The sequence below is a fragment of the Candidatus Thiodiazotropha endolucinida genome (genome assembly GCF_001715975.1).
In the GTDB taxonomy this organism is placed as follows: domain Bacteria; phylum Pseudomonadota; class Gammaproteobacteria; order Chromatiales; family Chromatiaceae; genus Thiodiazotropha; species Thiodiazotropha endolucinida.
The window spans coordinates 1-13,428 of sequence record NZ_MARB01000001.1 but is presented as its reverse complement, the minus strand read 5'-3'; the positions used below and the strand labels follow the sequence as shown (position 1 = coordinate 13,428).

Below are 13,428 nucleotides of genomic sequence, written 5' to 3'. Positions count from 1 at the left end.
AGCCGAATAGATGACCAACACCAAGCGAATACAAATGCTCTTTAATCAGAGCATTCAAACCAAGATCGATGCACTGCCGATGCTGACACAACCCATTGCCGATGCTGCGGAGCTGATCTTCAACCGCCTGCTTGAAGGTAACAAGGTGCTCAGCTGCGGCAATGGTGGATCGGCCGGCGACGCCCAGCACTTCTCTTCAGAGATGCTCAACCGCTATGAACGGGATCGTCCCGGCCTGCCAGCTATTGCACTCACCACTGACAGTTCGACAGTGACCTCGATCGCCAATGACTCCGATTTCTCCAATGTCTTCTCACGCCAGATCGAGGCCCTCGGTCAGCCGAGCGATCTTCTGTTGGCGATTTCCACCAGTGGAAATTCCACTAATGTCAATCGTGCCATAGCGTCAGCTCACGAACGGGATATGAACATTGTCGCCCTGACCGGACGTGATGGGGGCGGACTTGTGAAACTCCTGGCCCCGGGGGATGTCGAAATTCGCGTTCCATCGGATGTCACAGCACGAATTCAGGAGACCCACCTTTTGATTATTCACTGCCTCTGCGACCTCGTGGACCATCAGTTACTTGGCAGCTAATGTACAACAAACCAGATGTTTAGCTTTTCACACACAGAGGAAGGTCATGTATAAAAATTTCGTTTCACTGCTCTCTATCTGCATCGCCGTACTGATTCTGCAGGGCTGTGCAGCAGCCGTTGTGGGAGGGGCCGCCGCCACTGCAGCGGTCGCCCATGACAGACGCACCACGGGAACCATTGTCGAGGACCAAAGTATCGAGCTTAAGATCTACGACCTGATGTCCAAGGATTCGAGATTCAAACAGCAGAGCAGCATCCATGTCACCAGCTACAACCTGGTTGTACTCCTGACAGGCCAGGCAGCAGATCAAGCACTTCGAAGCAAAGCCGAACAGATGGCATCGAGTGTCGACCGGGTTCGCCGGGTAGTCAACGAAATAGAGATCGGCAGCACGTCGACGCTGGTCGAGAACAGCCGAGACGCCGCCTTGACCACCGAGGTTAAAGTCAGGCTCGCAAAGGTCCAGATTCCAGGTTTCGATCCACTTAGAGTCAAAGTGGTCACGGAACGGGGAGCGGTGTTTCTGCTGGGCCTGATTACCAAAAAAGAGGCGGATGCGGTTACGGACGTGGTTCGCCATATCAGCGGCGTTCGTCGCGTGGTGCGTGTTTTCGAGTATATCTGACCCTTGAAATCACATCTCGACAACAGCCTGATCAGGCAATTAAAGGCGATTGTCGGTGAGAACGGAATTTTCACCGATCCCGGCGACTGCCTGCCTTATGGCTATGACAACAGCCGTCTTCAGGCGACTCCGGAAGCGGTGCTGTTTGCCGTGGAACATGATCAGATTGCCGCCATCACAAAACTATGCCATCAACAGCGGATTCCGCTGATCCCAAGGGGTAAGGGAACCGGTACAACCGGAGCCACTGTGCCCCAGCAGGGTGGCGTTGTCCTCTCTCTCGAGCGCATGAACCGCATCCTTGAGTTGGACGTGGACAACAGGCTGGTAAGGGTTGAGTCCGGCGTAACCAACAGGCAGTTGCAGGAGCACGTCGGTGCAGAGGGCTTCTTCTGGCCACCGGACCCGACCAGTGCGGCCGTCTGTACCATCGGCGGCAACCTGGCGTATAACTCTGCCGGGCCTCGGGCAGTAAAGTATGGCACGCCGAGGGAAAATACCCTTGGCCTGAAGGCTGTGACCGGCAGTGGAGACACAATCACTACCGGAGTCAGAACCACCAAAGGGGTGGTCGGCTATGACCTTACCCGCCTGTTGATCGGTTCAGAAGGCACACTGGCAATCATTACCGAGGCGATCCTCAAACTGACACCAAAACCACAGACCAAATCCACCCTGCAGGCCAGTTACAGGGATATTCACAGTGCAGCGAATGCGGTCTCTGCTATCATGCGTCAACCGGTGACGCCCTGCGCATTGGAATTTATGGATGGAGCCGCCCTGGCGATGGTCAGGGAGTTCTCGGATCTGCATCTCGACAGCCGGGTCGGCGCACTATTGATGATTGAGATCGACGGCGCGGAACACAATATCAAACAGGAAGCCGCCAAACTGGCCAAAGCGGCAAGTGTGGAGGGCCTGCTGGAAATTCATACCGCAGAAACCCAACAGGAGATTGCACGTCTATGGAAGACCCGCAAGGCCCTATCACCCGCACTACGTAATATCGCCCCCAAAAAAATCAATGAAGATGTGGTAGTACCCGTCTCTCGTATTCCGGAGCTTATCGAGTCGCTGCAGAATCTCTCAGAGGAGAGTGGAATCACCATTGTCAACTTCGGTCATGCGGGGAATGGGAATATCCACGTCAATCTGCTGCTGGATCCGGATGATCCACAACAACTCACGGCGGGCGAACACTGCCTCAAATCCCTCTTCGATCTAGTCCTGAACTTGGGCGGAACCCTGTCCGGTGAGCATGGCATCGGGATTGTGAAACGGCAGTTTGTGGATCGGGAGATCGATTCTGTCTCGCTGGATCTGATGCGTGCCATCAAACGTCAATTCGATCCACATCAGATACTCAGCCCCGGTGTAGGTTTCCCTGTTTCTGAAACATAGCGGGTTTACCAAAACCAACTAAATTCGCCCAATCCCCTGTAGGGTGCGGCAAGCTAGCGCCCTCCTCTAAAAGGCTTTCTGATTACCCACAATACTCAGCCACCGATCGGGTGATTGTGAATTTTAGAAGCAAGCCGCAAATGCTCGCAAATAGTTATAAGTCCGCAAATGAAAGCGAATAAACGCAAATCTGTTTATTAGCTCACCACTAGGGTAGATTGGATGGACACTATCCTACAGCTTGTGCAATACGACACTAGTGGGGATTGTCTCACCGTAACTTTTGGTTTAAACCGCTAAAATGGCACTTATTCGCATCCATTTGCGGACTATTCATAATATGCGTCTATTTGCGACTTGCATTCATAACGCCTTCTGTGAGGGTGAAACAAGCTAAAGCAGACGGCTGAGAATGGCGGGTAATCAGGGAAGGTTTACGGATAGCGTTAGATGCTTCGGCATTACATCCGGACTCTAACCACGCTTTATCGTTAAAGAGTAAAAAAAACACTCTCCGCTTGTCACGGAGAGCGCTACCCAAAGTGGAGGCCGAGTTATTTTTTTGGTCTATTTAACAACCTGTACTCTATCGAAAACAGCGTTGCCATATTCATCTTCGACTGAGTAGAAGAGCTCTCCCTCAGTCAACGCGCTGTAAGGAAGCGACACATATCCGTTGTGGTCGGTATAGCCGTTTACCCATGTCTCACCCGGCTGGTTCGGCCGATCTTTTGATCCGGGTTTCCATAGTCCGACCAAGGCGTTACTGACCGGATTGCCCTTTATGTCGAAGACTTGTATCGGCAGTTCGCAGAACTTGCAAATCTCGATCATTTCAGGGATCTTCAATTCAAACCTATAGGGGTTCTTGGTACGAATCTTCATGTCGGGATCACCCAGCAGAAGATACATCCAAGCGTTATCCGATCCGCTTAAAGCCGCCATTTGCGCCTCTCCCCGTTCGATGGCATGGGATTGGGTCAACAACCCCTCATCAAAGACGGCCTTGAACATCCACTCATCCAGAACATGGTTTTGAGAAGTGTACGAGGTTCGAGTGGCGCCGTAATAGGAGGAGGCACCGGCATTGGCCAATTCCATCCACTCCTCAGCGACGGCATCACTGGTATCCAGCTTGGAATTGGTACAGGCGAATGACCACACCACAGGTGAGCGAGACAAGGGATTCGACAAAGTGTTGACATCACCGCCATTAAAATACTGACTGGTCTGATTCCAGCTGGTAGCGGTGGCATCTTTACTGCCATGGCCACGATAAGCCATCAGACCCACTCCATTGTCGACACGGTTCGCCACATCCGAATCGGTCACACCCGCCTGGGAACCGTAGAATGTTTCAAAGATGGGCGCATCCGAATAGGCGAATGTCCTTACCGCTTCATGGGCACCCTCGTATTTTCCGGGTGCATTCTCTTTGTGCGCCCACAGGCCGACACGGTCATAACAACAGAACAGACTGGGAGAGTCTTCATAGGTGAGGATTTTATTCACCTGATTGGCCAGATCCGTTTCACTGTCTATCGACAACCTGCCCAAATAGATCTCTTCATTCAGATCATCGCCATCAGTGGAGGCATACAGATCATCGGTCTGATCGCCCCCGGGCGATGTGCAGTGGGGTATCGTATCGGTATCACCCACCAGCAAGGTATAGGCATCACGCCAACCCGGTATGGCCACCTCCCAGGCATTGATGGCGTTACGGATATCATTGCAGGTTGAGGCACCGATATCATCCGCGACATTCATTTCGGTCACTTTAAAGCCTCGGGCCTTTTTCTGATCCACCAGCGGTTTCAACTCGTCGGCATAGGAGCTGTCCGGATAAATGAAGAGAAAATCAGCGGTATAAAACCGGAAATTCGGAACGAAAATCTCTTCAAGATATTGCCAATTGAGAAAGGTTTTCGATGCCATCAGGTCCCTCTCCTGGGTGATGGGTTCGAACTCTTCCACACGGCCATCGTGTTCCACTCTATAAGTGATACGACTTGCCACCTGTAACTCCCGGGTGGCCGGGTTCCACTGCACCGGCCAGGCCTCACCCTGAATCGCGGGGATGCCTCTCAATGCCCTGCCGATCCGATAGCTTTCCTGGGCAAAACTCGCAGGCCATGCGCTGTTGAGTGCATAGACCTTTTCATCCATGATGAACTGTTCAGGAGTTCCTGTCTCCTTTTCCCCATCAAGTTCAGGAACCGGTTGTGGCCATACCAGGATATCATCGAATCGATGCACATCCCGTGGTTTACCGACCATTCGAACCTCCCCTTCGCGATAGGGTACAGCCAGGCTGAAACGGTAGGAAGGCAGATCAGGGGAACCCAACTGATTATGGCTGCCCATACCCGGAATCTCGATCTTCTGATACATCTTGCCATCAGATCCCTGTTTGGTGATCATCCAGAATCCGGGAATGGTGAGATCAAAAACCGTTTGTCCGGTATTCGACTGTCGTTCATCGGTACGTATCTGTGCTGAGGCGCCAGGCTTCTGACTATCATCCAAAGCAATCCAGCGGCGTTCCTCCGTCTGACGTTTCTGCTCAACCGGTGCCAATTGTGCAATCGGTTTAATCAGTGAAACATCCGCCACCCTTGCAAGCTCGGCAGAAACCTGATTGGAAAAAATGCCTACCGCTAATCCTATAGCGATATTCAAACTCATCTGTTGCATCTCCTTACTCCTTATCATTTATTGTTGAGAACAAGCACTCAACACCGATAGGTTAAGGATCGCCCATCACATTGGCTGTGAAATATTCACACCCATGCTGTGACCTATTTATCCAAACAGGGAAGACCGTTGTTAGCGTCAGTGATTCGGGTCAAAGAGTAAAGACAGGAGTATGCCTCAGTAGCGTGCGGGCAGTTGCTTATTGATGGTGAACTGATTGGAACCGGTAGTGATATATCCACCTTTCACCAGATCCTTGAAGATGCGGCAGACCATTTCCCGTGAAGCGCCAATCCGGTTTGCCAGTTCCTGTTGGGTGACATGGCCCTCGATAACCATTATACCATCCCGTTCTATTGCCATGCTCAAAAGGGTTTTGCTTAGCCGTCCATAGACATCCGATAGCACCAGGCTCTTGACCTCATTGGTCAATGTTCTAACCCTGTGCACCATATCCTTCAACAGATGAATGGCGATATCCGGATTGCTCTTCATGACTTGGTGGAATGCTTGTTTGGACATAATCGCCATGGTTGACTTGACCATAGTCATGATTGAAGCTGATCGTTTGTAATCATCTATCAGGGAGAGTTCTCCGAAATACTCGCCGGCTTCCTGATAGTTGATGATCGCCTCTTTGCCGTTTTCGTCATTGAGATAAACTTTCACTCTACCACTCAGAATGACGTAGAGTGAATCACTATTATCCCCTTCAGAAAGAATAATGGTATTTCTTGGGTAGGTCCGGCGAACCATGCGCTGTTCTATCAATGCCAGATCGCTAGGAGCCATCCCTTCAAAAATGGAGACGTTCTCAATCATAATCGTATTATATACTCTCTATTCGGAAACGGTTGCATGGCACAAACGCTCAATAAACACCCTACTACAATATATTGTGCAATCGCTCTTTATCCTTACATGACAATCGCAAAGCACATCGAGAAACACCTTATAAGACTTTAACAGAAAAAATGCCACATACCAGTTCGAAATCGACGCAAAGCTCCCCCAAACTGGTGATGACTGTCTCATCAAACCAGGGAAAACCAAATGCATAGGGAAGCGCTCCTACGCTCAACTGCCTTCGGCATGATTATCGGCATGCTTGGCGTTGCTATCAGTTTTTTACCGGGCAGTGCCACTTGGGAGGAGAATTTTGGCTTAAGCCTGTTGTTTGAGATGCGTGGACAACGCCCAGCCCCGGAACAGGTCGTGATTATCTCAATCAATGGCCAGACCGCAGAGCAGCTCGGACTGGGAGAGGAGATTCCGGACTGGCCCCGCTCTCTGCATGCCCAGTTGATCGAACGCTTGACGGAAGCCGGTGTCGCGGTGATCGCTTACGACATCTTCTTTAAGAAATCACGTGAAACAGGTCACGATGAGGCGATGGTCAAGGCTATAAAGCGTGCCGGAAATGTCCTATTGGTAGCCTACCTGGAGCAGCAGCGAGTCTTAGACGATCAAGTGAATGTGCATATTGAAAGGCTGATACCGCCAACCGAAAGATTTGCCGGGTCTGCTGTCGGTATCGCCCCTTTTGTCCTGCCTAAGATACCGGTCAGAGTCAGTCGGTTTTGGACATTCACCGGAGAAAACAGACTGATCTCACTGCCAGCTGCGGCACTGCAGCTGTTCGTTGACCCGGACGGCAGCCAGTTGAATAGATTACTGCAATCCATAGGTGAAGCGTCGGATCCGCCAGGCAGCTGGCTGTCGCACACTTACCTTGTTAGCCGGATTCGCGACGATACCAGCCTGCAAGCCAACCTGCTTGATGCCTTCTCATACGGGCGGCTGTCCCAGTTGTCAAACCTTCAGCGACAGCGACTCGAGGCGTTACTGAATCTCTATACAGGCGATGCTCATCCCTATCTCAATTTCTACGGTCCTCCGGGGAGTATTCAAACCATTCCGATTCACGATGCGCTTTCCGCCACACAGAAGGAACTTGCAAAACTCCGGGATAAGGTTGTTTTCATCGGCTATGCGGGCACCTATCAGCCAAGACAAAAGGATGGTTTCTATACCGTCTTCTCGCAACCGAACGGCCTCGACCTGAGTGGCGTGGAGATCGCCGCCACTGCCTACGCCAACCTGCTTTCATCCGAGACACTCGCACCATTGAACAATGGTGGCCTGGTGCTGTTGTTACTCGGCTATGGATTGGGTATTACACTGTTATTCCGCTGGTTGCCAGGGATACGCGGCATTCTCGCAGGAATATTCATTTCAATTCTCTATCTCACCCTGACCTACAATCTCTTCAGCCAACAACATATCTGGCTTCCCTGGTTTGTTCCGCTAGTAATTCAAACCCCAGTATCGCTCATCCTGAGCCAGACATGGCACTATCGCCAGATGAGAAGCAGCCGGGAGCGCTTGCGTGAGCTGTTTGGATACTATCTGCCCGGGGATGTAATTGATAACCTTGCACAGCAAAAAAAGGAACCGATAACAGCAGCCAGTTCTGCATTTGGCATCTGCCTGGCAACCGATGCGCAGAGCTACACTCAATTTGCGGAAAAAATGGAACCCGTTGATCTACAGACTTATCTCAATCGCTATTACGAAATCCTGTTCAAGCCGGTGAGAGCCAGAAATGGCGTTGTTTCAGATGTGGTGGGTGATGCGATGTTGGCGATCTGGCCCTCGACCGAACCTGATCCGTCACAGCATCAAATGGCTTGCGAAGCAGCATTGGAGATCAATCGCTCCCTGCAACAGTCAGACCTGGAACCAAAGCTCTTCACCCGCATAGGTCTGCACGCCGGTGAACTGGTCATGAGTCATGTAGGCGCTATCGACCATTTCGAATACAGGGCTGTAGGTGATATGGTGAACACGACATCACGTATCGAAAATCTCAACAAGTTGTTGGGTACAGCAATCCTCGCTTCAAGCGAGGTAGTGAATGGACTCAAGGATATTGAAACCCGTGAAGTGGGGCAATTCTCGGTCGCCGGCAAACAGCATTCCATCACTATCCATGAGATTTCCACTATGAGTGCGGAAGCCACACCCAGGTTACGTCAGTTGCATGGAGATTTCGCTGAAGCATTGGCTGAATGGATGCATGGTGAACGGGAGAAGGCCTATGAAAAATTCAAGCTGATCCTGAACGACCACCCCGATGACGGGCCCACTATGTACTACGTACAGCAGTACCGGGAACGCAGGAAATCACGAAAAAACCTTGTTTAGCTACACGCCTGGCGGCTTGACAGAATAGAATGTGCGGGTGGATACCGTTAATGCACCCAGCCACCTACCTGCCTGTTCATGGAGTTGGTCCATTCATATCTGGCGTGATACCCATCTTTGGATTCCTGGTTTTTTCCACTTGCAGCGGAACAGATTGCGGAATGGTTTTTCCTGCCAACTTCGACCGCTACATTCTCATACCCGGCAACCGACAGCACATTCGCAGCCATGATTCCCTGGTGATACGATGAGGCCATGAGACTGACAATGGTGCTCCTGTTCAATCCACGCTCTATCACCAGTTCATCGACACGCAGCAGAAATGCGCTGTTTGACTGGCTTCTGTAGGACTTCATGAATTCACTCCACTCATCCACATCTATAGCTATGTAGGGGATATGTGCGTCTACCGTATCCAGGGAGCCCAATAAGAGAACCTCTACACTCCTGCGCACATCGATACACAATGACCTGTTACTCGATTTCCACATCACTAATGACCTCTATTTAGTCATCAAAGCCATCTACCCGGAATTGTCGGGAAAACTCCGAACAAATCAGAGCTTCCTCAGCAGTCAGTTACCATCAGTCACTACCTTGCACCATGCCCGGTCAATACCACGGGTATGGTTTGAAAAAGAATCAGGATGTCCATCCACAGACTGTTACGACGAATATAACTGAGGTCGTAGTAGAGCTTGTTCGCGGCGTCTTCGACTGTCTCACCATAGGGATATCGCACTTGGGCCCAGCCGGTGATACCCGGTTTTACCTGATGCCTGAGTGCATAACCGTTGATCTTTTTTTGAAAACGCGAAACAAACTCGGGTCTCTCCGGCCGAGGTCCAACCAGACTCATCTCACCTTTCAACACATTCAACAGTTGCGGCAGCTCATCAATGCGCGTGCTGCGCAAAACCCGGCCGATACGTGTTACGCGGGCGTCGTTCACGCTCGCCATCTGTGGTCCTGACTTCTCCGCATCGACCCGCATGCTCCTGAATTTCAGAATATAAAATTCGCGACCCCTGTGACCGACACGAAGTTGACGATAGAAGACAGGGTCACGCCCTAATGTGCTCAGCCAGATCAGCGTCATGGTGGTGAGCATAACCGGACTCACGAGCACAAGAATCAGTACACTCATGACGATATCGAACTGTCTTTTTCCGGGTATCTCGTGCGTCGCGGCCCTGGAAACGACCAGTTGATTGAAAACCAGATAATCCCTGATCGAAGCCAGTGGGTTGATAACACCAGCGAATCGGTTGTACTGATATGATCCAGTTGATAGTCATTATTGAAATCACTGGAAACAGAGTCATATTCTCCGCTCATAGTCGCTCTCCTCACTCCTAATTATTCTGTTATTGATCTCCTACGCAGCCCGGCCACTATCTCCATTAATCAGTAATTTGAAGGCCTATGGATAATGGGCTGACAGGAAGATCCTGTATGGGAATATGATTTCAGATACTGACTGCTTGTAAGTATCGAAAGGAGCACGTGGGATATGTGACTTTTTCACTTGTCACATCGATGCATTCTTTGTATTAGTCTGGAGATATGATGGAATTAGGCAGGGAGTAGTCATCAGGTGTTGCCAGTGTGCCTAATCGGTTAAGCTCACTGGATACCCGCCGCCTGAGCGTACGGTTGCCTGGATCCTAAATGCAACATGGCTTTTTCCGACAGATCCTCGGCAATACTGAACAACGAGGTCAACTCTTGATCGGAGTCGATGCTGATTTGTGAATCGACCTGGTTACCGAATACAGGTATAAATTCAGCATCCAGGCCTGGTACTTGGTTCCATGACAGCACAGCCCTCACTTTAGGCTGGGCACCATGCCTGATGGCACGCCTGTAGCGAGCGATCTCGAATCCACAGGAGACAAGATGATAGACCGGAAGCTGCCGCTTGATCCCCGCATCAATCGCATCGCACACTTTGAAGTGGCTCAGCCCTGCTGTCTGCAGCCCCTCACCATCGCCCCAATCGATAAAAAACCTGACATATTCGATTGAGCCGTGTCGCCGCAGTATCCCGCTGTAACCATCCGACTGACGAATACTGACCACTGCCATCAGCCGTGAATCAGTCGGATTGAACGCCACACACAGCAACTCCTCCCAGTGGGTGACGGTTGAATATCTCCTAGCAACCCGCAATACCTCTCTGGGTGCCAGTTTGCCGGCAAAAAGGTTTGCCAAAAGGACATTTCTTGTCAATATCGGCTCATTTAAGCTGTTTTCTCCGCAGGCATCATTTGGCTCCATGTGATCCATCAGCAGGCCCTCAATCCGACGCTTCACCCTCTGCGGAACACTATTTCACTTCTTAAACGGCATCTCATATGACATGACGCCACTACAGGATGTGACTTATTCACTTGACAATTGTCCGGTCCATTTCAGTTCCTTCCTGGAAAAACACGACGGACCCTATCAAACAGCCATATTTCCTTAGGATTTGACATATTTATGCCCATCTGCGATGGAAACAGTTGACCCGCCAGCTACCATCACAGAGAATTCGAGGTTTGTGAAAAATAGCGGCCGACAATAATTTAATTTTTGGGGTGCATCAGTGAGACTTATCGCAACCGTATTTATCTCCCTTCTCCTACCATCCGTTGCATTTGCTGCGGCATCATCCGGAGGGGATCGTTTCGACCTGACCAACCACTGGGTCGGTTTCACCGCTATCGGTATTTTTACAGTTGCTTACCTGCTGGTGATGGCGGAGGAGTTCACTCATCTAAGGAAATCCAAACCGGTAATCCTGGCCGCCGGCTTGATCTGGGGATTGATTGCCTGGTACTACAACACACACGGCCTTCCCCACACGGCGGAAGAGATGGTACGCCATAATCTTCTTGAATATGCAGAATTGATGCTTTTCCTATTGGTGGCAATGACCTACATAAACGCTATGGACGAGCGGAACGTATTCGAAAAACTACGTTCCTGGCTGGTCAGCAAAGGCTTCGGTTTCCGTAAACTCTTTTGGATAACCGGTGTGCTCGCCTTTTTTATATCCCCTGTTGCCGACAACCTCACCACCGCACTGCTGATGTGCGCGGTAGTTCTTGCGGTGGGCGGTAGCAACACGAAATTCGTGCTCCTGGCCTGCATCAACATCGTGGTCGCGGCGAATGCCGGTGGCGCCTTCAGCCCATTTGGCGACATCACCACTCTGATGGTATGGCAGAAATCGGTCACCACCCCCCAGGGTCCCGTCGATTTCTGGGCATTCTTCGCCCTGTTTGTCCCGTCACTGGTAAACTGGCTGATACCGGCCGCAATCATGCATTTTGCGGTACCTGATGAGAAACCCCAAGGCGGTGGTGAAGATGTCGAGTTGAAACGTGGCGCCAAGCGTATCATGGTCTTTTTCCTGGCAACCATCGTTACCGCGGTCAGCTTTCACAACTTCCTCGGCATGCCGCCCGTGATCGGTATGTTGACCGGCTTGGCCTACCTCCAGTTCTTCGGCTTCTACCTGAAAAAGACCTTTCACCTGGATCATCCGCAATTGAGCACAGAGGACCGGATCGAGATGGAGCATGATGGACAGATGGGCGACATGGTCTCGTTCGATGTCTTCAATAAGGTGGCCCGCGCCGAATGGGATACCCTGCTCTTTTTCTATGGCGTGGTACTTTGTGTGGGCGGTCTTGGCTTTATCGGCTATCTCGCGGTAGTTTCCGAAATGATGTATACCCAGTGGGGTGCGGCAATGGATCTGACCCCGGCGATGAATGCAACACCAGCAAACATTATGGTCGGCATACTCTCAGCAATTGTCGACAATATCCCGGTAATGTTCGCGGTTCTGACCATGATGCCCGATATGTCCATGGGTCAGTGGCTGCTGGTAACACTCACCGCGGGCGTAGGCGGATCGATGCTCTCGATCGGCTCTGCTGCCGGTGTCGCCCTGATGGGGCAGGCACGTGGAAAGTACACCTTTTTCGGCCATCTTAAATGGGCACCGGTAATTTCGCTCGGATATGCCGCCAGCATTGTGGTCCATCTGTGGATCAACTCGGGTAGCTTCTGAATCAGACACGACGGCTGTCAGTCCCAACATAACAATCAGCTTGGATAACGTAAAAACGGCTAGAAACAGGTAGTACCGCTTAATCAATAGATCGTAGTCCAAAAGCATACATGAAGAGACTGACAGTTTCGGTAGCCCTTTTCTGCGCTCTCCCCAGTCTGGCTCTGGCGGATCCCATGTCGGCCAGTGGCGACAGTATGAGCACCCACTGGGTGGGCTATCTCAGTCTGACGGTCTTTGTCCTTGCCCTGATAGCGGTCACCCTTGAAGAGTTCATAGAGCTGCGCAAGTCTAAACCCATGCTGTTTGCAGCAGGGATTATCTGGGGCATGATCGGCTGGCATTCCCATCAATATACCGGCGGGCATGAAGCCGAACATGCGCTCAGGCATAGTCTTCTGCAGTATTTCGAGTTAATGCTGTTCATTCTGGTGGTGATGACCTATATCAACGCCCTAGCTGAACGACGCGTATTTCTGTCACTTCGCACCTGGGTCGCCAACCGCAAATACAGCTATAAACATCTCTTCTGGACGATCGGTATCACAACCTTTTTCCTGTCCCCCTTTCTGGACAACCTGTCAACTGCATTGCTGATGGGCGCTGTGGTTCTGAATTTGGAGCGGGACAACCAACGATTTGTGACACTCTCCTGCGTCAATGTCGTGATCGCCTCCAATTCGGGTGGCGCCTTCAGCCCATTTGGCGACATCACCACCCTGATGGTATGGCAGCAGGATATTATCAGCACTAGCAGGCTGTTGATTTTTGGGTCCGAATTTACTGGATTAGATACAATAGAGAAATCAGTATTTTGCTGGGGATATAGAG

At 51.0% G+C, this 13,428-nt stretch carries 11 protein-coding genes; 6 read left to right on the top strand and 5 right to left on the bottom strand.

What is annotated here, in order from left to right:
• The first annotated feature begins 10 nt into the window (after window positions 1-10).
• From CODIS_RS00060 to CODIS_RS00050, 3 genes are read left to right on the top strand one after another with little or no spacing between them, the layout of a single operon-like run.
• Entirely contained in the window at window positions 11-598 is a 588-nt protein-coding gene (locus tag CODIS_RS00060) for a phosphoheptose isomerase (RefSeq protein ID WP_069119836.1), read from the top strand.
• A 46-nt stretch (window positions 599-644) separates the two neighbouring features.
• Window positions 645-1,226: a BON domain-containing protein gene (locus CODIS_RS00055; RefSeq protein WP_069119832.1), complete on the top strand. Its 582-nt coding sequence runs from the start codon at window positions 645-647 to the stop codon at window positions 1,224-1,226.
• Window positions 1,227-1,229: 3 nt separating this feature from the next.
• Complete coding sequence (locus tag CODIS_RS00050; protein ID WP_201258988.1) at window positions 1,230-2,627, top strand: FAD-binding oxidoreductase; 1,398 nt, start codon at window positions 1,230-1,232, stop codon at window positions 2,625-2,627.
• A gap of 567 nt (window positions 2,628-3,194) precedes the next feature.
• On the opposite strand, the gene CODIS_RS00045 is transcribed toward CODIS_RS00050, so the two are convergent.
• Together CODIS_RS00045 and CODIS_RS00040 are read right to left on the bottom strand one after the other, a co-directional pair.
• Window positions 3,195-5,324, bottom strand: coding sequence for a C25 family cysteine peptidase (locus tag CODIS_RS00045; RefSeq protein ID WP_069119829.1), 2,130 nt, complete (start codon window positions 5,322-5,324; stop codon window positions 3,195-3,197).
• 177 nt (window positions 5,325-5,501) lie between these two features.
• Complete coding sequence (locus CODIS_RS00040) at window positions 5,502-6,146, bottom strand: Crp/Fnr family transcriptional regulator (RefSeq protein WP_069119826.1); 645 nt, start codon at window positions 6,144-6,146, stop codon at window positions 5,502-5,504.
• A 231-nt stretch (window positions 6,147-6,377) separates the two neighbouring features.
• Between CODIS_RS00040 and CODIS_RS00035 the strand changes: the two genes are divergently transcribed.
• Window positions 6,378-8,531 (top strand): CHASE2 domain-containing protein, encoded by a 2,154-nt coding sequence (locus CODIS_RS00035; protein WP_069119823.1) that lies wholly within the window; start codon window positions 6,378-6,380, stop codon window positions 8,529-8,531.
• 47 nt (window positions 8,532-8,578) lie between these two features.
• Here the strand turns inward: CODIS_RS00035 and CODIS_RS00030 are convergent, their stop codons facing one another.
• From CODIS_RS00030 to CODIS_RS00015, 3 genes are all read right to left on the bottom strand, one after another.
• Window positions 8,579-9,025: a hypothetical protein gene (locus tag CODIS_RS00030; RefSeq protein WP_162420045.1), complete on the bottom strand. Its 447-nt coding sequence runs from the start codon at window positions 9,023-9,025 to the stop codon at window positions 8,579-8,581.
• A gap of 98 nt (window positions 9,026-9,123) precedes the next feature.
• Complete coding sequence (locus CODIS_RS00025; RefSeq protein ID WP_268805686.1) at window positions 9,124-9,738, bottom strand: exopolysaccharide biosynthesis polyprenyl glycosylphosphotransferase; 615 nt, start codon at window positions 9,736-9,738, stop codon at window positions 9,124-9,126.
• A gap of 419 nt (window positions 9,739-10,157) precedes the next feature.
• Window positions 10,158-10,763 (bottom strand): hypothetical protein, encoded by a 606-nt coding sequence (locus CODIS_RS00015; RefSeq protein ID WP_154722947.1) that lies wholly within the window; start codon window positions 10,761-10,763, stop codon window positions 10,158-10,160.
• Window positions 10,764-11,121: 358 nt separating this feature from the next.
• On the opposite strand from CODIS_RS00015, the gene nhaD (CODIS_RS00010) reads away from it, so the two are divergent.
• Together nhaD (CODIS_RS00010) and nhaD (CODIS_RS00005) are read left to right on the top strand one after the other, a co-directional pair.
• Entirely contained in the window at window positions 11,122-12,597 is a 1,476-nt protein-coding gene (gene nhaD / locus CODIS_RS00010; RefSeq protein WP_069119796.1) for a sodium:proton antiporter NhaD, read from the top strand.
• A 110-nt stretch (window positions 12,598-12,707) separates the two neighbouring features.
• Window positions 12,708-13,428, top strand: a 721-nt coding sequence (gene nhaD / locus CODIS_RS00005) for a sodium:proton antiporter NhaD (protein WP_201258987.1), incomplete at its 3' end; no start/stop codon positions are given.

Bases quoted from the DNA above. Each gene is read 5' to 3' on its own strand.
- CODIS_RS00060 (WP_069119836.1), top strand. From the start codon at position 11: ATGACCAACACCAAGCGAATACAAATGCTCTTTAATCAGAGCATTCAA.
- CODIS_RS00055 (WP_069119832.1), top strand. From the start codon at position 645: ATGTATAAAAATTTCGTTTCACTGCTCTCTATCTGCATCGCCGTACTG.
- CODIS_RS00045 (WP_069119829.1), bottom strand. From the start codon at position 5,324: ATGCAACAGATGAGTTTGAATATCGCTATAGGATTAGCGGTAGGCATT.
- CODIS_RS00040 (WP_069119826.1), bottom strand. From the start codon at position 6,146: ATGATTGAGAACGTCTCCATTTTTGAAGGGATGGCTCCTAGCGATCTG.
- CODIS_RS00035 (WP_069119823.1), top strand. From the start codon at position 6,378: ATGCATAGGGAAGCGCTCCTACGCTCAACTGCCTTCGGCATGATTATC.